This is a genomic window from Actinoplanes sp. 13, from assembly GCF_056134165.1.
The window spans coordinates 17163-39494 of the sequence record NZ_JBVYOQ010000013.1; the positions used below are offsets into that span (position 1 = coordinate 17163).

General features: G+C 70.2%; 20 protein-coding genes and 1 pseudogene. 9 read left to right on the top strand and 12 right to left on the bottom strand.

The features are described from left to right. Window positions 1-35 precede the first annotated feature (35 nt). Genes AC0NH5_RS23990 through AC0NH5_RS24000 form a run of 3 tightly spaced genes read right to left on the bottom strand, consistent with a single transcriptional unit; the run spans window position 36 to window position 4231 of the window. Window positions 36-803: a phosphotransferase gene (locus tag AC0NH5_RS23990; protein ID WP_474407667.1), complete on the bottom strand. Its 768-nt coding sequence runs from the start codon at window positions 801-803 to the stop codon at window positions 36-38. Window positions 804-859: 56 nt separating this feature from the next. Further along, entirely contained in the window at window positions 860-3004 is a 2145-nt protein-coding gene (locus AC0NH5_RS23995; protein ID WP_474407669.1) for a 3-hydroxyacyl-CoA dehydrogenase NAD-binding domain-containing protein, read from the bottom strand. Window positions 3005-3016: 12 nt separating this feature from the next. Next, entirely contained in the window at window positions 3017-4231 is a 1215-nt protein-coding gene (locus tag AC0NH5_RS24000; protein ID WP_474407671.1) for an acetyl-CoA C-acetyltransferase, read from the bottom strand. 114 nt (window positions 4232-4345) lie between these two features. On the opposite strand from AC0NH5_RS24000, the gene AC0NH5_RS24005 reads away from it, so the two are divergent. Continuing rightward, complete coding sequence (locus tag AC0NH5_RS24005; protein ID WP_474407674.1) at window positions 4346-5506, top strand: TetR/AcrR family transcriptional regulator; 1161 nt, start codon at window positions 4346-4348, stop codon at window positions 5504-5506. 133 nt (window positions 5507-5639) lie between these two features. After that, window positions 5640-7433 carry an AMP-dependent synthetase/ligase gene (locus tag AC0NH5_RS24010; RefSeq protein WP_474407676.1) on the top strand — a complete coding sequence of 598 codons (1794 nt, stop codon included), beginning with the start codon at window positions 5640-5642 and terminating at the stop codon, window positions 7431-7433. Window positions 7434-7482: 49 nt separating this feature from the next. Here the strand turns inward: AC0NH5_RS24010 and AC0NH5_RS24015 are convergent, their stop codons facing one another. Beyond that, window positions 7483-7809 (bottom strand): hypothetical protein, encoded by a 327-nt coding sequence (locus AC0NH5_RS24015; protein ID WP_474407678.1) that lies wholly within the window; start codon window positions 7807-7809, stop codon window positions 7483-7485. 416 nt (window positions 7810-8225) lie between these two features. Next, window positions 8226-9116, bottom strand: coding sequence for a hypothetical protein (locus tag AC0NH5_RS24020; protein ID WP_474407679.1), 891 nt, complete (start codon window positions 9114-9116; stop codon window positions 8226-8228). A gap of 818 nt (window positions 9117-9934) precedes the next feature. Between AC0NH5_RS24020 and AC0NH5_RS24025 the strand changes: the two genes are divergently transcribed. Both AC0NH5_RS24025 and AC0NH5_RS24030 read left to right on the top strand, forming a co-directional pair. Then, window positions 9935-10540: an RNA polymerase sigma factor gene (locus AC0NH5_RS24025; RefSeq protein WP_474407682.1), complete on the top strand. Its 606-nt coding sequence runs from the start codon at window positions 9935-9937 to the stop codon at window positions 10538-10540. Next, entirely contained in the window at window positions 10527-12422 is a 1896-nt protein-coding gene (locus AC0NH5_RS24030) for a GGDEF domain-containing phosphodiesterase (protein ID WP_474407684.1), read from the top strand. The genes AC0NH5_RS24025 and AC0NH5_RS24030 overlap by 14 nt, the downstream gene beginning before the upstream one ends. Window positions 12423-13280: 858 nt before the next feature. Here AC0NH5_RS24030 and AC0NH5_RS24035 read toward each other — a convergent pair. Next, window positions 13281-13742 (bottom strand): DUF1707 SHOCT-like domain-containing protein, encoded by a 462-nt coding sequence (locus AC0NH5_RS24035; RefSeq protein ID WP_474407687.1) that lies wholly within the window; start codon window positions 13740-13742, stop codon window positions 13281-13283. Between the two features lie 73 nt (window positions 13743-13815). Between AC0NH5_RS24035 and AC0NH5_RS24040 the strand changes: the two genes are divergently transcribed. Next, on the top strand, window positions 13816-14076 hold the full coding sequence (locus tag AC0NH5_RS24040) for a YciI family protein (RefSeq protein ID WP_474407690.1): 261 nt from the start codon (window positions 13816-13818) through the stop codon (window positions 14074-14076). Window positions 14077-14081: 5 nt separating this feature from the next. On the opposite strand, the gene AC0NH5_RS24045 is transcribed toward AC0NH5_RS24040, so the two are convergent. Beyond that, window positions 14082-14780 (bottom strand): alpha/beta hydrolase, encoded by a 699-nt coding sequence (locus AC0NH5_RS24045; protein ID WP_474407692.1) that lies wholly within the window; start codon window positions 14778-14780, stop codon window positions 14082-14084. A gap of 78 nt (window positions 14781-14858) precedes the next feature. Here AC0NH5_RS24045 and AC0NH5_RS24050 point away from each other — a divergent pair, with 78 nt between their 5' ends. Next, complete coding sequence (locus tag AC0NH5_RS24050; protein ID WP_474407694.1) at window positions 14859-15443, top strand: TetR/AcrR family transcriptional regulator; 585 nt, start codon at window positions 14859-14861, stop codon at window positions 15441-15443. Here AC0NH5_RS24050 and AC0NH5_RS24055 read toward each other — a convergent pair. Beyond that, window positions 15354-15908, bottom strand: coding sequence for a pyridoxamine 5'-phosphate oxidase family protein (locus AC0NH5_RS24055; protein ID WP_474407695.1), 555 nt, complete (start codon window positions 15906-15908; stop codon window positions 15354-15356). The genes AC0NH5_RS24050 and AC0NH5_RS24055 overlap by 90 nt on opposite strands. A 20-nt stretch (window positions 15909-15928) precedes the next feature. Here AC0NH5_RS24055 and AC0NH5_RS24060 point away from each other — a divergent pair, with 20 nt between their 5' ends. Further along, window positions 15929-16639: a helix-turn-helix domain-containing protein gene (locus AC0NH5_RS24060; protein ID WP_474407698.1), complete on the top strand. Its 711-nt coding sequence runs from the start codon at window positions 15929-15931 to the stop codon at window positions 16637-16639. Here AC0NH5_RS24060 and AC0NH5_RS24065 read toward each other — a convergent pair. From AC0NH5_RS24065 to AC0NH5_RS24080, 4 genes and pseudogenes are all read right to left on the bottom strand, one after another. Then, on the bottom strand, window positions 16621-17196 hold the full coding sequence (locus tag AC0NH5_RS24065) for a dihydrofolate reductase family protein (RefSeq protein WP_474407701.1): 576 nt from the start codon (window positions 17194-17196) through the stop codon (window positions 16621-16623). The genes AC0NH5_RS24060 and AC0NH5_RS24065 overlap by 19 nt on opposite strands. Before the next feature lie 88 nt (window positions 17197-17284). Continuing rightward, window positions 17285-18082: a S1 family peptidase gene (locus tag AC0NH5_RS24070; RefSeq protein WP_474407703.1), complete on the bottom strand. Its 798-nt coding sequence runs from the start codon at window positions 18080-18082 to the stop codon at window positions 17285-17287. A 140-nt stretch (window positions 18083-18222) separates the two neighbouring features. Beyond that, window positions 18223-19104, bottom strand: coding sequence for an aminoglycoside phosphotransferase family protein (locus AC0NH5_RS24075; RefSeq protein WP_474407705.1), 882 nt, complete (start codon window positions 19102-19104; stop codon window positions 18223-18225). 23 nt (window positions 19105-19127) lie between these two features. Next, window positions 19128-20390, bottom strand: a pseudogene (locus AC0NH5_RS24080) (M14 family metallopeptidase); the annotation flags it as partial. Between the two features lie 196 nt (window positions 20391-20586). Here AC0NH5_RS24080 and AC0NH5_RS24085 point away from each other — a divergent pair. Both AC0NH5_RS24085 and AC0NH5_RS24090 read left to right on the top strand, forming a co-directional pair. Then, window positions 20587-21846, top strand: coding sequence for an alpha/beta fold hydrolase (locus AC0NH5_RS24085; protein WP_474407707.1), 1260 nt, complete (start codon window positions 20587-20589; stop codon window positions 21844-21846). Between the two features lie 38 nt (window positions 21847-21884). After that, on the top strand, window positions 21885-22325 hold the full coding sequence (locus AC0NH5_RS24090; protein WP_474407710.1) for a VOC family protein: 441 nt from the start codon (window positions 21885-21887) through the stop codon (window positions 22323-22325). Window positions 22326-22332 lie beyond the last annotated feature (7 nt).

Consider the following 22332-nt stretch of genomic DNA (forward strand, 5'->3'; position numbering starts at 1 on the left):
CGCTTGCCGGCGACTTGCTGCCGGCTGACCGGGGCTCAGCGCGGGAAGTCGGCGAGCTGCCGGACGGCGGCGGCCAGATCCTTGTCGTACCCGGCGTCGGCGAGTTCCCGGCATCCCGGATCGCCGAGGGCGGCCAGCCGCCGGATGTCGTGGATGGAGGCGCTGATCCGGTCGCGGACCTCGGCGACGATCTGCCGTGCGGGGCCGCGCCAGCCGTACGCGTCGAGGAACAGCCGCAGCCGGCGCGGCCGGTCGGCGAAGGCGGTGAATCCTTCTTTCTCGGCGACGTGCCGTGCGGAGAGCGGCACCCAGGCGAAGGCGGCGAACGCGAGGTCGGCCTCCCGGGTGACCGGTCCGGCGAAGTCCCAGCCGAAGAAGCCGGTGACCCGGCCGTCGGCACGGACCACATTGCACGGTGCGGCGTCGTTGTGGCCGATGACCAGGCCGGGTTCCCAGGTGCCGCCCTTGCGCCAGACGGCGTCGGCGGGCGGGACGAAGTCGGCGACGGCGGCGTGGTACTCGCGCAGCCACTGGGCGACCTGCCACAGTGTCTCGTCGCTGTGCACCCAGCCGGGCCAGGGATATTCCGGTCCGAGGGCCTCGCCGGGCAGGAGGGAGAGGATCTCCCGGTCCTTCTCGTCGATGCCGAGCGGCGTGGGTGCGCCGTCGAACCCGGTGTCGGCGAGGTGGTGCAGCAGGGCGTGGACCGCGGGGGTCCAGGGTCCGGCCGGACGGCGGACGGTCCGCCCGACGCGGACCGCACCACCCGTCCGGCCGCCGGGTAACTCGTGTTCCGTGCTCATGATCAACTACGGTAACCCGAAAGCCGTTGATCGATGCGACGGGCCGGTGAAGCGATTCAGGCGAAGGTCTCGCCCGCGTCGGCCTTGCGGATCAGCAGCGGTGGCGGGGTGAACCGCCGGCCGTACCGGTCCGCGAGCTCGCGGGCCCGGGCGACGAATCCGGGAAGGCCCCCTTCGTACTGGTTGATGTACTGCAGGACGCCGCCGGTCCAGCCCGGATATCCGATGCCGAAGATGGACCCGATGTTCGCTTCCGGGACCGACAGCAGCACCCCTTCGTCCAGGCATTTGACGGACTCGATCGCCTCGATGAACAGCATCCGCTCCTTGAGGTCCTCGAACGGGATCCGCACGTCCGGCTGGGCGAACGCGGACAGTCCCGGCCACAGCCCGGTGCGCTTGCCGTCCACGTACTCGTAGAAGCCGGCGCCACCGGAACGTCCCGGACGGCCGAACTCGTCGATCATCCGGTCGATCACCGCGTCGGCCGGGTGCGGCGTCCACGCCTGGCCGGCTGCCCGGGCGGCGACCTCGTACTCCTTGCGGATCTTGCGGGGCAGCGTGAGCGTCAGCTCGTCCATCAGCTGCAGCACCGGCGCCGGATATCCGGCCTGGCTGCCGGCCTGCTCGATGCTGGCCGGCGGCACACCCTCGGCCAGCATGGCGAGGCCCTCGTTGGTGAAGGTGCCGATCACCCGGCTGGTGAAGAAGCCACGGCTGTCGTTGACCACGATCGGTGTCTTGCGCAGCCGCTGCACCAGGCCCAGGGCACGGCGTACCGCCTGGTCCCCGGTCTTCTCGCCCTTGATCACCTCGACCAGCGGCATCTTGTCGACCGGGGAGAAGAAGTGCAGACCGAGAAAATCTGCCTGCCGGCGTACGCCCTCGGCGAGCAGGGTGATCGGCAGCGTCGAGGTGTTGGAGCAGAGCAGCGCGTCCGGCGCCACCACGCCCTCGATCTCGGCGAACACCTTGTGCTTGAGCGCCGGGTCCTCGAAGACGGCCTCGATCACCACGTCCGCGCCGGCCAGGTCGGCGACCTGGTCGGTGGCGGTGATCCGGTCGAGCAGCTGCTGTCCCTTCCCGGTCGTGATCCGGCCGCGGCCGGCGTCCTTGGCGACGAGCTTCTCGGAGTACGCCTTACCGCGCCGCGCCCCCTCCAGGGAGACGTCGCGCAGCACCACGTCGAGCCCGGCCTTGGCGCACACATACGCGATGGCGGCGCCCATCATGCCGGCGCCGAGCACCGCGACCTTGGTGACCGGCGGCACGTCGCCGACGTCGCGGCCGTTGACCGCGTTCAGGTCGAAGAAGAACGCCTTGATCATGTTTTTGGTGATCTGGCCGGTGACCAGCTCGACGAAGTACCGCGTCTCGATCACGAAGGCGGTGTCCACGTCGACCTGGGCACCCTCGACCGCGGCCGCCAGGATGTTGCGCGGCGCCGGGTAGGGCGCGCCCTTGAGCTGCTTGCGCAGGGTGGCCGGGAAGGCGGGGAGCTGCATGGCCAGCGCCGGGCTGGACGGGCTGCCACCCGGGATCTTGTAGCCCTTGACGTCCCACGGCTGGGCCGCGCCCGGGTTGGCGGCGATCCACTCGCGGGCGGCCGTCAGCAGCTCCGACGGCGTCTCCACGATCTCGTCGATCAGGCCCAGGTCCCGGGCCGCGGCCACCCGGTGCCGGTTGCCGCGCAGCAGCACCTGGGTGAGGGCGGTGACCAGCCCGAGCAGCCGCACGGTGCGCACCACGCCGCCGCCGGCGGGCAGCAGGCCGAGGGTCACCTCGGGGCAGCCGACCTCGAGCCGTGGATCGTTCAGCGCGATCCGGCGGTGACAGGCGAGCGCGAGTTCGAGGCCGCCGCCGAGGGCCGAGCCGTTGAGTGCGGCCACCACCGGCCGGCCCAGTGTCTCCAGGCGGCGCAGCTGCCCCTTGACCTTGGTGGAGAGGGCGAACACCTGCGCGCCCTGGTCGGCCGGGACCGAACCGAGCTGATCCAGGTCGCCGCCGGCGAACCAGGACTTCTTCGCCGACGTGATGATCACGCCGGTGATGTCGTCGCGTTCGGCCTCGAGGCGGGAGACGGTCGCCTCCATGCTGGTCACGAACGCGTCGTTCATGGTGTTCGCGCCACGCGTCGGGTCGTCGAGGGTGAGCACGACGATGCCGTCGTCACCGCGGTCCCAGCGAATGGTGTCGGTCATCAGTGTTTCCCCTCAGAGCCGTTCGACGATGGTGGCGATGCCCATGCCGCCGCCGATGCAGAGCGTTGCCAGGCCGTACCGGCCGCCGCGCCGCTCCAGCTCGTCGACGAGCGTGCCGAGGATCATGGCGCCGGTGGCGCCGAGCGGGTGGCCCATGGCGATCGCCCCGCCGTTGACGTTCACGATCTCCGGGTCGAGCTTCATGTCGTCGATGTAGTGCAGCACGACCGCGGCGAACGCCTCGTTGATCTCGACGAGGTCGAGGTCGTCGACGGTGAGGCCGGCTTTCGCGAGCGCCTTGCGGGACGCCGGGGCCGGGCCGGTGAGCATGATGGTGGGGTCAGCGCCGCTGAGCGCCGCCGACACGATACGGGCGCGCGGCGTGATGCCGGCGCGCTGCCCGGCGGCCTCGGAGCCGATCAGCACGAGGGCGGCGCCGTCCACGATGCCGGAGGAGTTGCCGGCCGAGTGCACGTGGTCGATCTTCTCGACCCAGTGGTATTTCTGCAGGGCGACCGCGTCGAAACCGCCCTGGTCGCCGATGGCGGCGAAGGAGGCGGGCAGCTTGCCGAGGCTGTCCACGGTGGAGTCCGGCCGGATGTGTTCGTCGCGGTCGAGGATCAGCAGGCCGTTGCGGTCGCGGACCGGCACCACGGACCTGTCGAAGTGCCCGTTCTGCCAGGCTTTCGCCGCTTTCTGCTGCGAGCCGACGGCGAACGTGTCGACGTGCTCGCGGCTGAAGCCGTTGATCGTGGCGATCAGGTCGGCGCTGATGCCCTGCGGGACGAAGTCGGTCTTCAGGCTGGTCTCCGGGTCGAGCGCCCAGGCGCCGCCGTCGGAGCCCATCGGCACCCGCGACATCGACTCGACGCCGCCGGCCAGCACCAGATCCTCCCAGCCGGAGCGGATCTTCTGCGCGGCCACGTTGACCGCCTCCAGGCCGGAGCCGCAGAAGCGGTTGAGCTGCACGCCGGGTGTCGTGCAGGGCAGGCCGGCGGCGATCGCGGCGGTCTTGGCGATGACCGAGCCCTGGTCGCCGAGTGGCGACACCACGCCGAGCACGACGTCCTCGATGTCGGCCGGGTCGACGCCGGGGAAGCGGCGCCGCAGCTCGTCGATGAGGCCGACGACCAGCGAGATGGGCTTCACCTCGTAGAGCGAGCCGGTCTTCTTGCCGCGCCCGCGCGGCGTGCGCACGGCGTCGTAGATGAAGGCCTCAGTGGTCATCGCCAACTCCCTCGGGTGCGAATTGCGACTAACTTTTGCCGATGTTTCCGCTAGGTGTCAAGGCTACGGAAGAAGACGTGCAGCGAATCGCAGATCACCGGTACGCTGCGCTGCGTGCACGTAGCAGCGGACCGTAAACGGCCGAAGGACCGCAAGGCCCAGCTGTCGCTGGCCGCCGCGGAGCTGTTCTGCGAGCGCGGCTATCACGGCGTGAGCCTCGACGAGATCGCTGAGGCGGTCGGGATCAGCGGTCCGGCGATCTACCGGCACTTCCCGAACAAATACGCGATGCTCGTCCACGCGACCCGCCAGGTGGCCGACACCGTGCTGGCCGCGACGCACGAGCAGGCCGATCTGGCGGTGCTGCTGGGCGCGCTGTCCCGGCTCGCTGTGCGGGGCCGCCGGGTCGCCGGGCTGTACCAGTGGGAGTGGCGTTACCTGACCGAGGAGCACCGCGCGGAGTTCCGGGACGATCTGGTGCTGCTGGTGCGTCGTCTGGTCGTACCCCTGCGGGGTCTGCGCCCGGAGCTCGCCGAGCCGGACGCCGCCGCACTGGTCCACGCCGCGCTCAGCGTGCTCGGCAGTCTCGGCACCCACCGTGCGGTGATCGCCAAAGGCCGCGCCGAGGCGGCCCTGCACCGCACGGCCATGGCCGTCCTGCTCGATGAACCACCCACCCTGGGGCCGTCGGCGCAGGGCGGCGACGAGCAGCCGGGCCCGCCGGCCGGCGCGCGCCGCGAGATCCTGCTGACGGAGGCGGTCCGGCTGTTCCATCGGTACGGCTATCACGCGGTCGGTGTCGAGGACATCGGCCGGGCCGCGGGGATCAACGCCTCCAGCGTCTACCGTCACTTCCCCGGCAAGAGCGACATCCTCGCGGCCGCTTTCTACCGCGCCTCCGAGCGGGTCGCCGAGGTGACCGCGACCGCGCTGCGGGGCGCCCGCGACGACGACGACGCGCTGCGGCGGATGGCGGCGTCCTATGTCGACCTGACCTTCGAGCGCAGTGCGCTGGTCTCGGTCTATCTGGCCGAGAACAACAACCTGCCCGAGGCCGACCGGCATGAGCTGCGCAAGGTGCAGCGGCTGCACGTGGAGGAGTGGGTGCGGCTGCTCGGGCGGTTGCGGCCGGACCTCCCGGCCGCCGAGGCGCGGGTGCTGGTGCACGCCGCGCTCAACCTGGTGACCGATCTGAGCCGGTGGGTGCGGTTCGACCGGAGCACCGGGATGGACCGGCACCTGGTGCGCCTCGCGCTGACGGTCCTGCGGGCCTGATCGGCGGCCGAGCCGGATTCGCCGTCAGGCGGGTCATCGCGCCGTGTCCCTTCCCATCGAAGTTCTTCGGTGTCTACCGTCGCGCCAGGGGTAGGTGTGCCTTACGTCACACTCCAAGGAAAGGGCGACGCCCATGGACTCCGACGACCTCGCTCAGCGGTGCGCCGACATCGCCGGCGGCCTGACCGTTCCCGCCCTGCTGCACCGCAACGCCACCGAGTTCCCGGACCTGCCGGCCCTGAGCGTTCTCGGTCAACCGGGCACCCGCAGGTGGCGCGAGCTGCGCGCCGAGGTCGCGGTCCTGTCCCGCGGCCTGGCCGACCTCGGGCTGCGGGCCGGCGACCGCATGCTGATCATGATGGGTGGCCGCCCCGAGCACTGGCTCGTCGACCTGGCCGCTGTGCATCTGGGCGCGGTGCCGTCCACGGTTTACGCGACCCTCGCCACGTCCCAGCTGCGCCATCTCGCCCGGCACAGCGGCGCCAGGATCGTGGTGCTGGAGGACGACGCCGCCCTGGACCGGTGGAAGCCCATCCTCGACGAGTTGCCCGAGCTGCGCGCGCTGGTGATCGGCAGCCCTCGGTGGGACGAGATCTCCGGCGGCGAGGCCGATCTCGGCGCCTTCGAGAAAACCTGGCGGGAGGTACGACCGGAGCAACCGGTGACCCTGCTCTACACCTCGGGCACCACCGGCGACCCCAAGGGTGTGGTGCTCACCCACCACAACGTGATCTATCAGTCGGTGATCCTGGAACAGGTCTTCGACACCCCGGACCACGCCGCCTCCCTGGCGTACCTGCCGCTCGCGCACATCGCCGAGCGGTTGCTGAGCATCTACAACGCGGTCTACCGGGCCGGGCACGTCACGATCTGCCCCGACGCGGCGCAGCTGCTCGCCGGGTTGACCCAGGTCCGGCCGACCTCGTTCTTCGGGGTGCCCCGCGTCTGGGAGAAGATGGTCGCCGGAGTGCAGGCGCAGCTCGGCACCCTCGACCCGCAGGTGCGGGCCGCCATCGACGCCGCCCGCGCGGTGACGCTGGAGATCTATCAGCTGCGCGAGAACGGACAGCCGATCCCCGCCGCGCCGGCCGCGAAACGGGCGGCACTCGACGAGCGGGTGCTCAAGCCGTTGCGGGCCCGGCTCGGCCTGGACAACCTGATCTCCGGCAGCAGCGGGGCGGCGCCCATCCCGGTGGCGGTGCTGCACTTCCTGGCCGGCCTCGGCATCGACGTGTTCGAGGTGTGGGGGATGACCGAGACCACGGGCACCTGCACGATCAACACGCCGGAGCACTTCCGCACCGGCTCGGTCGGCCGGGTCAACCCGGGCATGGAACTGCGGATCGCCGACGACGGCGAGATCCTGGTGCGCGGTCCGCTGGTGTGCGCGGGCTACCTGCGCGCGGACGGTGGCGTCGACCCGGTGGCCGACGCCGGCGGGTGGCTCGCCACCGGGGACGTGGGCACCCTCGACGACGACGGATACCTGACCATCACCGACCGCAAGAAAGAACTGATCATCAATTCGAGTGGGAAGAACATCTCACCCGCGCAGATCGAGAACCTGCTCCGGGCGCATCCGCTGATCGCGCAGGCGGTGGCGATCGGTGACCGGCGCCCGTACGTCACCGCGCTGATCGTCCTCGACGAGGAGATGGTCCCGGCCTGGGCCCGCCGCCACGGTCTCGCCGAGCCGGCCGGACTCGCCGCGCTCGCTGCCGAGCCGGCGCTGGTCGCGGAGATCGGCGCGGCGGTCGAGGCCGCCAACGCCAAACTGTCCCGGCCGGAGCAGGTCAAGACGTTCCGGATCCTGTCCACCGCCTGGACGCCGGAGACCGGCGAGCTGACCCCGACACTGAAACTGCGCCGCCGCGTCGTTCAAGAACGGTACGCCGACCAGATCGACGAACTGTACGGCGCCCGATGACACCGAACGCGGGAACAGAGGTCGCCCTCTGTTCCCGCGCCGGGCCGGGTCAGTCGCAGTACTCCTCGAAGCCCTTGTCGAAGCCGCGGTCGAATCCCCGGTCGTATCCGCGCGCGTAATCGTCCTCGTCGTCATCCTGATGGAACGCATAGGTACGCATCATCTGGCACTCCTCACGCGCCATCTTCCAGCCCGCGGTGAAACCGTTCCGGTAACCGCGACGGAAGTCCCGTGGGTCGGTGCGCTGGTCGGCGCCGGCCACGATGGTGGCGCCGGCCGGCGCGGCCGATGCCGGACTGACGGCGACCACCTGATTGATGGTGGCACTCAGGAAAAGCGCGGTGCCGAGCGCGGCGCCCAGTTTGCGAACTCGCATGACTTCTACCCCCGTTTTTTCTGCTTCCCTGGTCTTGGCAAAAAGGACGGTACGCCGGTCCTGGCCGGGCCGTGCGGCGATTGCCGCGCCGGCCGGACGTTATGGATGATCGGAGGATGCCGATAACAGCCTGACCATTCCGCGCGGTGTGGGCGCAACGGCCGGAATGGGCAGCGGACCGGCCGGGTGTCGGAATCGGCACACCGGGACGGCGCGAACCGTCTCGATGGCCGAGCCGATCGGCGGGCGATCGCTGCGGCAGAGCCTGTCGCTGCGCCGCGACCAACTGGGCCGCGGACAACGGATCGCGCACCGCTTCTATCCGTGGAACGGCTATCTGCCGACTCCCCGGAACCCTGCGCCCCGGATCCGTACGCCCGTTCCTGGGCCCGGGCTCGGCGCGTCCTGCCTCCCCATCAGTCCGACGGGAGGATCCGGCGCCCGAACTCGATGTTGTCCAGGTCGCCGTGGAACTGGTCGGTGTCCACATCACTCTGCGCCGCGTTCACCCGCTTGCCGCCGATCACCACGGCGCCGCTCGGCAGGATGTCCGCCAACGGGCCGGTCTGCTGCCGGGGCGGCTGCACCTGCCGGCCCGTCCGCGCGTCGTGAACCCGGATCTGGAACAGCACCGGGGACAGCCGCACGCAGGTCACCCGGTACCACCGGCCCACCGTCAACGTCAGCCCGGACGACAGCAGCACGAACTCCGCACCGTCCGACCACCGGCACGACGGCTGCCCCGAGTCGACCTGCATCTTCCACTGGCTGACGCCGGTGCCCGCCGCCCCGAACTGGAAGATGTTCATACCGGCGGCCGCCGACGGCGGTTCGGTGAGCCGGATGTCCGCCCCGAACACGAACCGGCCCTCCCCGTCGTCGCCCGGCACCAGCGTGACGGCGCTCGCCGGCCGGACGATCGCCTGCGGACAGGGAGCGGTCGTGCAGCTGGCGCCGGGGAACCGCAGCACGCGGTTGCCGTCAGGTTCGGTCACCGTGGTGACGGCCCCGCCCTGTCCTGTGAGGATGGTCCCGTGCAGTCCGTTGCCGCTGCTGTCAGCGACCCGGCCCGGGTCGACGAGGTCACCCTGATACTGCAGCTCCAGCCGCCCCACGGGCAGCGCCGCCCCAGCAGCCGCGGCGTGCGGCGCGGTGGCAGCATGCGGCGCGGCGGCGGCGTGCAGTGCGGCGGCGGCGTGCGGCCCGGACCGCGCGAGTGGCGCGACGGAGGGCGGGGCGGCGACGGCGGGCGTCCCGGCAAGGGCGACAGCGCAGGTGGCGCCGAGCGCGGCGCGTACAAGTGTCATGTGCAGCAGTCCAGCATCCGCCACGCCCCGCACATGGCGGATCTGTGCGACGGCGACCCGCCCGGGCTAGGCCGGACGGTGAGATCGCCCGCCACGAGTGAATCGAACACCCGATAGAGGCGATCGGCCGCTACCGGACAGATGGCCGCGCCGCTCAGCGGCACAGAAACGACTCAGCAGTCAGATGCTTCTCCGGCCGCGGCTCCGGCCGGCCCCAGCCGCTCGACGCCCGATGGGCTGAGCCGTCAGCGCAGGATGGTCCTACGCACGGTAACAAGTGATCAGGCATGATCTCCTCGCTCAGGGCAGCGTGGGCAGTCACCAACCATTGCCCTCCGTGATTGGACCTTTCCAAACGGTGGCACCGGGGCCACATGTCTCACCGTGCGTGTTGAGTAACTTTTTGATACATATGCAGCTCAGAGTCTCCGTAGTGGATCACGAAGAAGAATGTGGACAGTTAGACATCTACATCTCAGCCTCCCCACGGACAGTAGCTAGCGAGGAGACAGTGAACGAGGGGGCAGGATGGGCGAGCCGATGGCTGGATCGACTTTTGATTACGGAGCGATGATTTCGGCTATTGCTGCGGTCGGGGTGATGGGGGGGCTAGTGCGGGCCTACATTGCGCATCGCACGCGAGCTAACGCGGAGCGGGAGGCTTCAGTCCGAGCCGCGGCTCGAGCGACCGGACTCATGGGACTCGCAGAGAGGCGCCGTGGTGTCGTGCGAATCGTGGAGCATGATCGCGACGGTGATCGCGAGGTGGAGCTCGGAAATCGAGACTCGATGATCGAACACAGCGAGGAGGAGGCGGCGTGAGTGTGGTGGACGGCTCCGCGGCCCTGGTGCCGGAGCCGGATGACGGAGAGGCTGCACGCCTCAAGAAGAGCCACGACGAAGAGTTCCGCGCCTTCACCGAGCAGACCTACCACACCGTGGAGCGAATCCTTCGCGCGTGGTGCTGGGATCGTGAACCTGTCAAGGACGCGCTGCAGAGCGCCTATCTGCATGGCCGGGTCCAGTGGGCGAAGATCCGGACATACACCGAGCCGATCGCATGGGTCATCGCCACTGCCCGGAACAAGATCCTTAAGGAACGCCATCGGCGGCAGCGCGAGACCGCAGTGATACCCGAGAATCTTCCCGTGGATTCTCGGCGCGACCTCGCCGACGAGTGGGAGGCCCAGGAGACGCTGCGCGGCTGGCTGCAGCAACTGCCTCCCCGGCAAGCCGAAGTGTTCCAGATGTCGCGTGAAGGCTTCTCCAACGATGAGATCGCCCGGATCCTCGGTCTGGCCGACATCAGTGTCCGAAGCTACAAAGCAGCTGCTAGGCAGCGGTTACGTCAGTTGGCCGAGGCGGCCGGTTACACGGACTCCGACAGCCGGCGCCGCCCGGGAGGTGCTCATGGATCTCGATGACATCCTCGCTCTGGCTGAAGCGGGAAAGCCGAGCCCGTTGGAACTCGCCCGAGCGCGGCGAGTGGCGCGGACCGTGCAGAGTGATTATGACCTTTCGCTCGCCGATGGTTACCAGCTTCTGGTCGACGCCGATGTCAGCGACCCCCTCACAGGCGACATCGACGAAGCGCTTCGGATCGCGCGTGCTGCACAATTGGCGAAGCGAGGCACGATCACGTGGATGATGGGCTCGGGTAAGACCGCCGGTGGCTTGTCATGGTCGGACGAGATGGCGATGATCTTCGGCAGTGCGCCGGGAACACTGCATCTCACACCCGAGTTGCTCAGTGAACTCGTGCATCCGGCCGATGCGCCGGCGGTCCGAGAAGCCGTCGAAGCGGCTTGGACGTCGCGTCGGCCTGGCGAGGTCACTTACCGCGTCGTCCATCCGGGCGGCAGCGTTCGCCACATACACAGCCACATCGAGATCCTGACTACCGGCGGGCAGCCCGCGGGCATCATCGCGACCGGCGAAGACGTCACCGCCTTCGAGCTCGCTCACCAGGAGCGCAGGCGGCTGGCCACCCGCAAGGAGATGCTTTGCGCCGATGCGGCCGCGCGGGACCTCGTGACCGGACTACCCAACCGTGGGTATTTCACCGATGAAGTAGATCGTGCTCGGCGCGCCACCGACGGGGCCCTCGTCGTTGTGGCGACGGAACTCGCCACACGCCTGCCCAGCTTCATCACCGACCAGGAGCAGGAACAGTTGGCCAAGGATGTTGCCGATCTCCTGCGTTCCATCGCCGGCCCCGGCTTCACCTGTGGGCTGGTCGGCCCGGGGCGATGGGGAGTCCTCATCCCTTCCGAGGAGGCTGCCGATGACCTCCCTATCCATATAGTCGCGACATTCCGGAGCCACCTCTTCACCCTGCAGCAGAAGGCACTCCGCCTCAACGCCTGGGCAGGAGTAGTCCGCTTCAGCAGCGGCGTGTCCGCGACTGGCTTCGATCTACTCGCCGATGGTGAGCACGCGGCGCGCGAGGCGCGCCGGCAAGGCATCGCTGTCAGCGTTCTCGATGAGCCGGCCGGGTACGACGACCGGTTGGACCGCTGCCGTTCCCGGGTTCTGCATGCGGTGCGGAGCGAAAGGTTCGCGCTCTACGCTCAGCCTCTCGTCGATCTCGGCCTCAATCAGATCACCCGCCATGAGATCTTGCTACGGGTGCGGAACGACACTGGCGAACTGATCGCGCCGTGGGCGTTCCTCGACATGGCGGAGCGGGTCGGCGCGATCCTTGCTGTAGACAAATGGGTGATCGACCATGCCTTGGAGCTGGTCGGCCAGGGCGCACAGACATCTCACTACCAAGTCAACATCTCCGGGAAGTCGCTGGCCGATCCCGGGCTCCTCTCCTATGTGACCGAAGCGATCGACCGGCACGGGGTGAAACCGGAATGCCTAACGTTCGAGATCACCGAGACGGCGTTGATCGAAAACCGCAACGAAGCTCTTGCCTTCGCCAAGGGCATCAGGGAGATTGGCTGTCACCTCGCACTCGACGACTTCGGTACCGGATATGCGGCCCTGGCTTACTTGAAGTACCTACCGGTGGATTTGGTCAAGATCGACGGCGTGTTCATCGTCGACATCTGCCAGTCGCCGCCGGATCAAGCCGTCGTGTCGAAGCTGGTAGAGCTGTGCCACGCACTCGGTATCCGGGTCGCCGCCGAGTACGTACAGGACAGGGAGACTGTCGAACTACTGAGAAAGTACGGCGTCGATTTCGCCCAGGGATACTGGACGGGGAGGCCGGCCCCGATCGCAGCAAGCATGAGGCGGGAAGAGAATACGATCGAGCTTGAAGTCAGGTTTCCGGGGCAGCGCTCCGCCATGGGTTGATGGTGGAAGAGCGCCCGCCGGTCCGGAGGCGTCACGCCTTGACCGGACCGGCGGCTCCGCACGAAGGAGGCATCCGCTGTGCCGGACGGTGGAGACGCCGGCCACGAGTGAATCGAACACCCGATAGAGGCGGTCGGCCGCCACTCGGATCGAAGGCCGCGCCGCTCACCGGCACCGCGGTGCCCCGCCGCGGTGCGGTCAGCGGCGCCTCCGGCGGCTCCACCACGAGGTGCGCGAGCGGCTCGCGGCCTTCTCCGGTGACTGGCCGCGACACCGACCACACCCTGGAACGGCTGTCGCAGATAGCGGTGTATGCCGCTGTTCACGAACAGCGGGTTGTGGAGCACGTACCGCACGGATCGTTCCAGCGTCGGCCGCATCCGTTCGGCAAGCAGCGGCCGTGCCAGCACACCGAGGGCGAACGTCCGCTCGAACCCCTCGGCCGTCACCATCCGCTGCTGGTCGAACCGGCCGGCCGCCAGCACCAGCGCGTCGACCCGGTCCGGCAGCCGGGTCACCCGCTCCGCGGTCTGCCGCATCGACGAAAGGTCGGCGTCGGCGCTGCCGAGCGGAATCACCCGGTGCCCCTCGTCGCTCAGCCGGGCGGCGAGGGCGCCGCCGATGCCCCGGGTTCCTCCTGTGATCACCACCGTGCGCATGCTTTCATCGTGGTCACCGCCCGTACGCGGAGAAAAAAGGCACATCGATGTCACCGGTGACCCTGCTGCCCGTCACCCCGGCCGACCGCGAGGCGTGCGCGGCCACCGAGATCCTGGGCCGGGGGAGTGGAGTGTGCTGATCCTCGTGCTGCTCAGTGAGCAGCCGCGCGGTTCCAACGAGCTGAGCCCGGCGCTCGGATCAGCCGAGACCCGAGACGTCCGCCGAGGTGAAGAACAGCACCGCCCCGATCTGCAAAATCAGCCCGAGCACGCCGCAGGCGAGGCCGGCGACGGCCATGCCGCGGTCGCCGCCGCGGATGCCGAGCACGCCCAGCACGACCGCCGCCACCCCGGCCGGGGCGCCGAGCGGGAGGCAGGCGAACGTCGGGACGGACAGGATGCCGAAGATCAGGGCGAGCAGCGGGAGCCGGCTGTCGTTGCGGACCTTGAACGGTGGCGGTGGCGGATGGGGCACCACCGGCCTCGGCAGGTCGTCGACCAGCCGGGACAGCTCACCCCACGTCCGGGAGGCGTAGGCGAGCTGCGCCCGCTGACTGAACTCGTCGACGGTCAGGCGGCCCTCGGACGTCGCCACGCCGAGCCGCGCGACGATGCCCTCGCGGTCGGCGTCGGAGACCCGGATCCGGGAGTGGCGATCCATGGCCTGAGGCTACAAGCGCTGGTCAACGAGGGACAGGACCGTCACCGGTGCGGGTACGGCGTACCGTGCGGGGATGTGGATCGTTGAATTGGCGTTCTCCGATGCGCCGGAGCGTCTGGCCGCCCGCCCGGCCCACCGTGACCGGCTGGCCGCGCTGCACCGGGCCGGCACCGTACTGATGGCCGGGCCGCTCGCCGACGACACCGGCGCCATGATCATTCTGGACGTGGTGGACCGCGCGGCCGTGGACGCGGTGCTCGGCGCCGATCCCTATTTCCGCACGGCCGGCGTGCGGGTGGCCGGCGTCCGGGAGTGGAAGCCGCTGCCTCTGTAAGCCGGTCAGAACAGGTTGGCGACGATGCCGGCGACGACCCGCGGCCGGGACAGGAACGGGTGGTGGCCGGCGTCCACCTCGACGACCTTGTCGGCGCGGCGAGCGAACTCGCGCTGGGCCGCCGCCGGGGTGCCGCGGTCCTCGGTGCACACCACGTACGTGGTGGGCCGCTCGTGCCACGCCGCCGCCCGGACGGGCTGCTGCGTCACGGCCAGCGTCTGCCGCACCAGCAGGGTCGCCGCGTCCCGGACGAGCTCGGGCGGGCAGTCCTGGGCGAACGTCTCGGCGAACAGTTCCGGCCGGGCGCCGAACGTGCCGCCGTCGGGGTCGAAGTCCAGGAACGGCGGCGGCGGGTCGGCGCCGAACGTCGACAGCGACTCGCCGGGCTCGGGCAGGTAACTCGACACGAAGACCAGGTGACGCACGGTGTCCAGGCCCGCTGCCGCCTCGGCCGCCACGATCCCGCCGTAGCTGTGCCCCACGACCACGGTCGGCTCGTCGGTCCCGGTCAGGACGGCACGCACCGAGGCGACGTCCTCGGGCAGGCCGGGGCCCTGCGATCCGGGCAGCTGATCACCCTCTCCGCAGCTCGGCAGCAGCGGCGCGACGCTGGCGACGCCGCGCTCCTGGAGGACGGCCGCGGTCGGGTGCCACCACCACGCTCCGTCACGTACGCATGCTCCATGGACGAACACCACGCGCATTGTGCTGCTCCTTGATTCTCGGGACGGGCGACGAGATCAACGGTAGACGTACTGCCAGTTACGTGAAAAAGTGCGGCGATGGGACGGCACAAACAGCCCGAGATCCGGGACCGCATCCTCGACGCCTGTGTCGACCACGCGCTCGCGCACGGGCTGCCGGACCGCCTCGAGCCGTTGGCGGCGGCGTCCGGCGCCTCGACCCGGATGCTGATCTACCACTTCGGGACGCGGGACGCGCTGCTGCGGGAGACCCTGCGCCGGGCGCGGCGGCGGCAGCGGGACCTCTTCGGCGAGCTGGTTTCCCCGCGACCGGCCGAGCCCTACCCGGCCACGCTGCGGCGGGCCTGGCAGGCGATGACCGGTCCGGCCGGGCGGCCGTACCTCAGCATGTTCGGCAAGCTGCGCGACGACGCGGGGCAGCGGTTGTGGCCGGGCTTCCGCCGCGAGTCCACGACGGACTGGCTGCAACCGTTCGAGGACGGCATGCGCAGCCTCGGCCGGCCCGAGCTGGGCACGCTGGTGCTTGCGGTCATCCGCGGCCTCATCATGGATCTCGAGGACACCGGCGACGTGTCACGGGCCGACCAGGCCTTCGACAACTTCCTCGCCACGCTGACCCCGGCGTCGCCAGACCTGTCGGGGTGCGAATCCCTCCCGGCGTAACCAGTGTTCGGTGTAGACGACGCGGTCGGCCGGGACGACTCCGATCACGCCCGTCGGCGGCTCGTCGAGCGACCGCCCGCGCTCCACATGATCGGACTGCCACCGCACCACTGCCCGGTGCTCGTCGAAGCCCGCATCCCCCGGCGACAACACCCGGGCCGTTCCGAAGATCTGGGCGCCGCGGCTGCTCGCCTGGCTCACCAGCGGCGCGAAGACCCCGGCGGACACCCGCGGGTCGGCCCGCAGGTTGCGCATCTTCGGCGAGTCCGCGGCCGCCGTGAAGACCAGCGTGAGCCCGAGGTGGAAGTAGCGGACCGGCGTCGCCAGCGGTCCGTCCGGCCCGACGGTCGCGAGCACGCACATGTTCTGGCCGGAGAGCAGGTTGAGGATGCGTTCCTCGAGGCGTTCGGGGTCGAGCCGCGCCGTCGGCGCGGGGCCGGCCAGCCAGGGATTGGTCAGCGTCATGGGCGACTATTCTTGCCCGGATGGGGCTGCGGTTCGTCACCCGCGTGTCCGACTCGCCGTGGGTCGACACCGTGTGGACCTGTGCCAGCGAACGGGTCGCGTCGATGACCTCGGTCGCCACCGCGTCCTGGGGACTGGTCTTCTGGGAGCGGGAGGGCAGCCGGTTCGCGAGTGTCACCGGCCCGGAGACCCGCAGCGGCACCGCGCCGGTGCCGGAGGGCGCGGCGTTCGTCGGTGTGGAGTTCTCGGTCGGCACCTCGCTGCGGGCCCTGCCGGTTCCGGCGCTGGTCGACGCCGGCGCCGAGTTGCCCGCCGCCACCCGCCGCACGTTCCGGCTCGACGGCGCCGACTGGGAGATCCCGGGCGCCGATGACGTGGAGGCCCTGGTCGGGCGTCTCGTGCGGGCCGGCGCGGTGATCCGTGATCCGCTGGTCACCGACGTCCGGCGGGGCCTGGACCCGCCGGCTTCGGTGCGGACGGTCGAGCGCCGGTTCCGGGCGGCGACCGGGTTGACCCGGGGCGCGGTCCGCCAGATCGAGCGGGCCCGCGAGGCCGCCGTGCTGCTGGCCGGCGGTCTCGCGGTCGCTGACGTGGTGGTGCGACTGGATTACTTCGACGAGCCGCACCTGGCGCGGGCGCTGCGCCGGTACGTCGGGCGCACCGCGCGGCAGCTACGGGCCGGCGACGGCGGCGCGATCGCCCTGCAGCTGGATCAGCGGACGACCTCGTAGATCATCTTCACGATGCCGTTGGCGTACGGCTCGGTCTCCCGCAGGCGCAGCATCTGCTTGTCCCGGTCCGCCCGGTTGAACAGGCTCTTGCCGGCGCCGAGCAGCACCGGGAAGACGAGCAGGTTGTACCGGTCGATCAGGTCGGCGTCGGACAGCCGCCGGGCCAGTTCCGCGCTGCCGTGGATGAAGATGCCGCCGCCGTCGCTCTTCTTCAGCTCGGCGACCTCGCCGGCGGAGCGCAGGATCGTCGTCGGGCCCCACCCGTCGACCAGGGCGTCCTCGGTCAAGCTGGTCGACAGCACATATTTCGGCAGGTCACGGTAGGCGGCGTGATCCTCGGAGTCACGCCAGAACGGGGCGAACGCCTCGTAGCTGCGGCGCCCGAACAGCAGAGCTGTGGTGTCGGCGAGTTCGTCACCCTTCAACGACCAGGCTTCCGGCCGGAACTCGAGGTCGTTGACCACCCAGCCGCCGCTGCGGTGCCCCTCGCCGGGCCCGCCCGGCGAGTCGACGACGCCGTCGAGGGACATGAACCCTGTGTAGACCAGTTCGCGCATGAAGTCAGGATAGAAGCGGAGTCTTGGACGGAAACGACAGTCAGGACGTCCCCGTGGAACGCCCTGACCGTCGCACCGGAGGGGCCGGTCAGCCGCCGAGGGTGGTGGCGGCCGAGCGGATCGCCGAGGAGAAGTAGCTGACCTGGGTGTAGACGCCCGGCTTGTTCGGGCGGGCGCAGCCGTCGCCCCAGCTCACGATGCCGACCTGGATCCAGGCGTTGGAGGCGTCCCGGCGGAACATCGGGCCGCCCGAGTCACCCTGGCAGGTGTCGATCCCGCCGGACGTGTAACCGGCGCAGATCTCCTCGGCCGCGATCACCCGGCCGCCGTACATCGAGCTGGAGTTGCAGGTGGAGTCGCTGACGAACGGCACGGTCGCCTTCAGCAGGTAGCGCTGCTGCGAGCCGCCCTCCCGGTTGGCGCCCCAGCCGGCGATGGTGAAGGTCCCGGTGTCGTTGGCGGTCGTCGTGGCGATCGGCAGGGTGGCGACGCCGGTGACCGGGGTGGCGAGGCGGATGAGCGCCCAGTCGTCACCGTTGCCGTTGTAGCCGGGCGCCCGCTGCACATAGTTGGAGCGCACCTGGATGCGGCCGCTGCCCTGCAGGTCGACCGAGCCGAGGGTGGCGGTGATCGAGGTGTTGGCGCCGCTCCGGCTCACGCAGTGGGCGGCGGTCAGCACCAGCCGCGGGCTGTAGAGCGCCCCGCCGCAGCCCATCGAGAGGCGCACCATCCAGGGGAACTCGCCCTGGGCGGCGCGGGTGCCGCCGACGACGTACGGGGTGACCGGGTCGTCCGCCTGGGCGGCGGACGGTGCGGCCAGCGCGCCCATGGTCGCCACCGTGAACGCGGCGGCTGCGGTCGCCAGAAGGGTTCGCCATCTGCGCATGTGGGGGTCCTCCTCAGTCGGGGCGTGCCCGGTGGGGAACGCCACTGAGGGGAGCTTTGCATTCAACAATCGAAATATGTATATCTCAGGTCGCTCATACCGTGGAGCGGTCGCGCGGGTAACAGCGCCGAAACCTCGGATCAGTGCGGGTCGGCCAGGATGCGGTCCAGCGTTCGCCGGCCGATCCGGCTCATCACCGGGTTGCTCGTCTCGTAGAACCAGACCAGTCCGAGCGACTGCGCGAACGCCCACGCCCGGCCGCGTGCCCACTCGGCGTCGTCGCAGCCCAGGGCGCGGCGCAGCACCTGCCGGGGCCGATGCTCCAGCAGATGCCAGGCGCCGATCAGGTCGAGCGCCGGGTCGGCCGGGGCGAACCCGCCGGTGTCCAGGACGCCGGCCAGGCGGCCCTCGGCCACCAGCACGTTGCCGGGCATCAGATCAGCGTGCGCCATCACGTCGGGCGCGGGGCCGCGGGGCAACTCACGCCACTGCTCCCAGAGCTTCTCCAGCGCGGGTACGGGCAGAAGCCGCTCGCTCTTCTCCAGGCATGCCCGTATTCCCTCGTCATGGTCCGCGAGCACGCCGCCACGCCCGCGCCCGTCGAAGACGCGCCCGTCGGTGCCGACGGCCCGCATCTCGGTGATCAGCTCGGCGAGGTCACGGGCGAAGCCCTCGGAGTGGCCGGGATCGTCGTCGACGGCCGTCGTGCCCGGCAGCCAGGTTTGCACCGTCCAGGGCAGCGGGTGACCGTGGCCGGGCGCGCCGATCCGCAGCGGCGCGGGGGTGGGGAACCTGGTGCTCTCGTGCAGTTTCGTTCCGGCGTACATCTCGGCAAGAAGTTCCTGCCGGACCTGCTCGGCGGAGATCTCCCCGCGCGGGTGGGGGAAGCGGGCCGTCAGGCCGGGGCCGATCCGGAAGATGGCGTTGACCGTGCCGGTGGAGCGGACCTGCCTGACCGGCAGGTCCGCCCACTCGGGACATTGATCCGCGATCAGCTCGCGCACCGTTTGTTCGGAGATCACTCCGGCATTCTGTTGCCCGATCAGCAGTACGTCGACTGCTTTCCGATCACCTTGTACGGGCAGTCGGCGGCCTCGGCGATCATCAGCGCGGCCTCCCGGTTGCGCTGGGTCTCGCGCGGGATGACGCTGGCCGGCGGGTAGAAGCCGCCGCCGGAGGCGCTGCCCGGGTACAGCTCGAAGGTGTACGCGAAGATCTTGTGCGTGCCCCAGAGCCAGTCGAGCGAGTCGCCGTCGGTGATGTAGAGGTCGCTGGACTGCTGCGGTGTGTAGCCGTTGGTGGCGGCCATCTGCCGGCCCAGCGTGGCGAACGTGTTGGCCTGGTCGGCGCTCATGCCGGTGCTCGTGTTCGCGGTGGTGTGCCCGTACGGCCAGAGGACCAGCTGCGAGTACGAGTGGAAGTCGATCGCGGCCTTGATCTGCTGCACGCCGCCGACCACCCGGCTGTTGACGAAGTCCCGGATCACCCGGGTCTCCGGGGCGGAGAACGCCGACGGTCCCCGGTACGTCGACGACGAGGTGCTGCCGGACGAGCCGCCGCAGCAGCCCCAGCGGTAGCCGTAGTTGCGGTTGAGGTCGGTGCCGACGTAGCTGGAGCCGCTGTTCGGCTGCCGGTTCTTGCGCCACGAGCGGTAGCTGCCGGTGGCGATGTCGTACTCGACGCCGTCCGGGTTGACCATCGGGATGATCCACAGCTCGCGGCTGTTCACGATGTTGCGCACCCGGGTGTCGCCCGCGTAGCTGCTGGTGAACTGGTTGAGCAGGTAGAGCGCCTGCTCCACGGTGAGGTGCTCCCGGGCGTGGTGGTTCGCGTCGTACAGCACCTCCGGCTCGGACTCGTCGGTCCCGACGTTGTCGGAGATCTTCACGGCGACGATGTCGCGTCCCTCGTACGTCTTGCCCAGCACCCGCTTGCTCGCGATGGCCGGGAACGCCGCCACCACGCGGTTGATCTCGGCGATCGTCTCGGCGTAGTTGTGGTACGCCGCGTCGGCGGGCGGGAAGTCGAGGGTGCGCAGGACCGGCTCGACGGTGAAGCCGAGCTTGCGCAGCTTGCTGACCTCGGCGCCGGTCGCGGTGACCGTGGCGGTCCCGTGCTCGACGTCCTCCAGGGCCACGCCGGTCTTGGTGATCGTGTTGCGCTGCGCCAGCGTGCGCACGTCGTAGATCTCGTACTCGGCGGCGGGATCCGGTGTGGGGCCCGCGCCCGCGGGAGAAGAGCCGACGATCGCCGCTGTCACGCAGAGCGAGACCGCAGCGAGCGCAGCGAGGGAACGACGTCGTCTCATGAACGACCTCCGGGGTTCGGGGGATGTTCCCCCCACCCCACCATCGAGGATCGAAGAACGGCAATGCGCACAGGCATGCCAATCCACCACTGATGCCGGTGTGATGACGGGAGTGAGCGGTTTACCTGAGATTTTTGCGCATTTGCTGCGCCGTCACGGGCAAACCCGGGAAACCGCGCCGTGGCATCATCGGGCGATGATCGCGCTTCCCGGACTGCGGTACACCGACCACACCGTCACCGTCCCGCTCGATCACCGGCGGCCGGACGGCGACACCATCGAGGTCTTCGCCCGCGAGGTGGTCGCCCCCGACCGGGCCGGCGACGATCTGCCCTGGCTGCTGTTCCTGCAGGGCGGGCCCGGCGGCAAGTCACCCCGCCCGCTGCGCGCCGACAGCTGGCTCGGGCACGCCCTGCGTACCCATCGGGTGCTGCTTCTCGACCAGCGGGGAACCGGGCGCAGCACTCCGGTCACCGCCCGCACCGTCCGCGACATGCCGGCCGGCGCGCTCGCCGCCCACCTCAGGCTGTTCCGCGCCGACAGCATCGTCGCCGACGCCGAGATCCTCCGCGAGCGGGTGGCCGGCGGCGCCCGGTGGGACACGCTCGGCCAGAGTTACGGCGGGTTCGTCACCATGACATACCTGTCGACCGCGCCGCAGGCACTGCGCACCTGTTACATCACCGGCGGCCTGCCCGGACTGACCGTCACCGCCGACGACGTCTACGCCCGCACCTACCCCCGGGTCGCCGCCAAGAACGCCGAGTTCTACCGCGCCTTCCCCGGCGACGTGGCCGCCGTCCGGCGCATCGCCGACCATCTCTCGTCGTCCGACGTCCGGCTGCCCGACGGCGACCGCCTCACCGTCGACCGGCTGCGCCTGATCGGCAACGGCTTCGGCATGAGCACCGGGTACGCCCAGTTGCACTGGCTGCTCGACGAGGCCTGGAACGGCGCCGAGCTGTCCGACACGTTCCGCCACGAGGTGCTCCGGCTCACCGGTTTCGTCGACACCCCGCTGTTCGCGTTGCAGGAGTTCACGTACGGCCAGGGCAAGCAGCCCACCGGCTGGGCCGCCGCCCGCGCCCTCGAGGGCTTCCCGGCATTCGCCGCCACCGCCGACCCGCTGCTGTTCACCGGCGAGATGATGTACCCCTGGATGTTCCAGGAGATCGCCGCCCTCCGCCCCTTCGCCGGCGCGGCCGATCTGCTGGCGGCCACCGACGACTGGCCCACCCTGTACGACCTGGAGCGTCTCGCCGCCAACGAGGTCCCGGTCCTGGCCGCCGTCTACGCCGACGACATGTACGTGGACGCCGGGTTGTCGCTGGAGACGGCCGCCGCGGTCGGCAACGTCCGCACCTGGGTGACGAACGAACACGAGCACGACGGGCTGCGCACGTCCGGCCCCCAGGTCCTGGGTCACCTGATGGAGATGGCCGCGGGCCGCCGCTGAGGTCGCGGCAGTCCCGGTCCGATCCGTAGAGTCCGGGCATGGGACAAGGACTGGTGCCATACCTGTGCTGTGCCGACGCCGCCTCCGCCATCGACTTCTACGTGTCCACGTTCGGCGCGGTCGAGGACCAGCGCTGGACCGCGGACGACGGCCGGATCGGGCACGCCGAGCTGCGCGTGGCCGGCGAGCCGTTGTACCTCGCCGACGAGCATCCGGAGATCGGGGTGCGGAGCCCGCGTGTGCTCGGCGGCACGGCGGTGTCCCTGGTGCTCAGCGTGCCCGACGCCGACGCGACCGTGGCCAGGGCCGTCGCGGCCGGCGCCACCGTCGAGCGACCGGTCACGGCACAGGACGACGGGGCGCGCGCCGGCTGGATCGTGGACCCGTTCGGGCATCGGTGGAACGTGCAGACCCCCGCTGACCCGATGCCGGCGGATGATCTGCGCGACCGTGTCGGCGACCAGTACGACATCACCTGACGCGTCG

Coding starts and splice junctions, on each gene's coding strand:
- AC0NH5_RS24035 (WP_474407687.1), bottom strand. CDS start 13,742: ATGGATCGCCACTCCCGGATCCGGGTCTCCGACGCCGACCGCGAGGGC.
- AC0NH5_RS24000 (WP_474407671.1), bottom strand. CDS start 4,231: ATGACCACTGAGGCCTTCATCTACGACGCCGTGCGCACGCCGCGCGGG.
- AC0NH5_RS24040 (WP_474407690.1), top strand. CDS start 13,816: ATGTGGATCGTTGAATTGGCGTTCTCCGATGCGCCGGAGCGTCTGGCC.
- AC0NH5_RS23990 (WP_474407667.1), bottom strand. CDS start 803: ATGAGCACGGAACACGAGTTACCCGGCGGCCGGACGGGTGGTGCGGTC.
- AC0NH5_RS23995 (WP_474407669.1), bottom strand. CDS start 3,004: ATGACCGACACCATTCGCTGGGACCGCGGTGACGACGGCATCGTCGTG.
- AC0NH5_RS24050 (WP_474407694.1), top strand. CDS start 14,859: ATGGGACGGCACAAACAGCCCGAGATCCGGGACCGCATCCTCGACGCC.
- AC0NH5_RS24090 (WP_474407710.1), top strand. CDS start 21,885: ATGGGACAAGGACTGGTGCCATACCTGTGCTGTGCCGACGCCGCCTCC.
- AC0NH5_RS24065 (WP_474407701.1), bottom strand. CDS start 17,196: ATGCGCGAACTGGTCTACACAGGGTTCATGTCCCTCGACGGCGTCGTC.
- AC0NH5_RS24060 (WP_474407698.1), top strand. CDS start 15,929: ATGGGGCTGCGGTTCGTCACCCGCGTGTCCGACTCGCCGTGGGTCGAC.
- AC0NH5_RS24020 (WP_474407679.1), bottom strand. CDS start 9,116: ATGACACTTGTACGCGCCGCGCTCGGCGCCACCTGCGCTGTCGCCCTT.
- AC0NH5_RS24010 (WP_474407676.1), top strand. CDS start 5,640: ATGGACTCCGACGACCTCGCTCAGCGGTGCGCCGACATCGCCGGCGGC.
- AC0NH5_RS24055 (WP_474407695.1), bottom strand. CDS start 15,908: ATGACGCTGACCAATCCCTGGCTGGCCGGCCCCGCGCCGACGGCGCGG.
- AC0NH5_RS24030 (WP_474407684.1), top strand. CDS start 10,527: ATGGATCTCGATGACATCCTCGCTCTGGCTGAAGCGGGAAAGCCGAGC.
- AC0NH5_RS24070 (WP_474407703.1), bottom strand. CDS start 18,082: ATGCGCAGATGGCGAACCCTTCTGGCGACCGCAGCCGCCGCGTTCACG.
- AC0NH5_RS24015 (WP_474407678.1), bottom strand. CDS start 7,809: ATGCGAGTTCGCAAACTGGGCGCCGCGCTCGGCACCGCGCTTTTCCTG.
- AC0NH5_RS24085 (WP_474407707.1), top strand. CDS start 20,587: ATGATCGCGCTTCCCGGACTGCGGTACACCGACCACACCGTCACCGTC.
- AC0NH5_RS24045 (WP_474407692.1), bottom strand. CDS start 14,780: ATGCGCGTGGTGTTCGTCCATGGAGCATGCGTACGTGACGGAGCGTGG.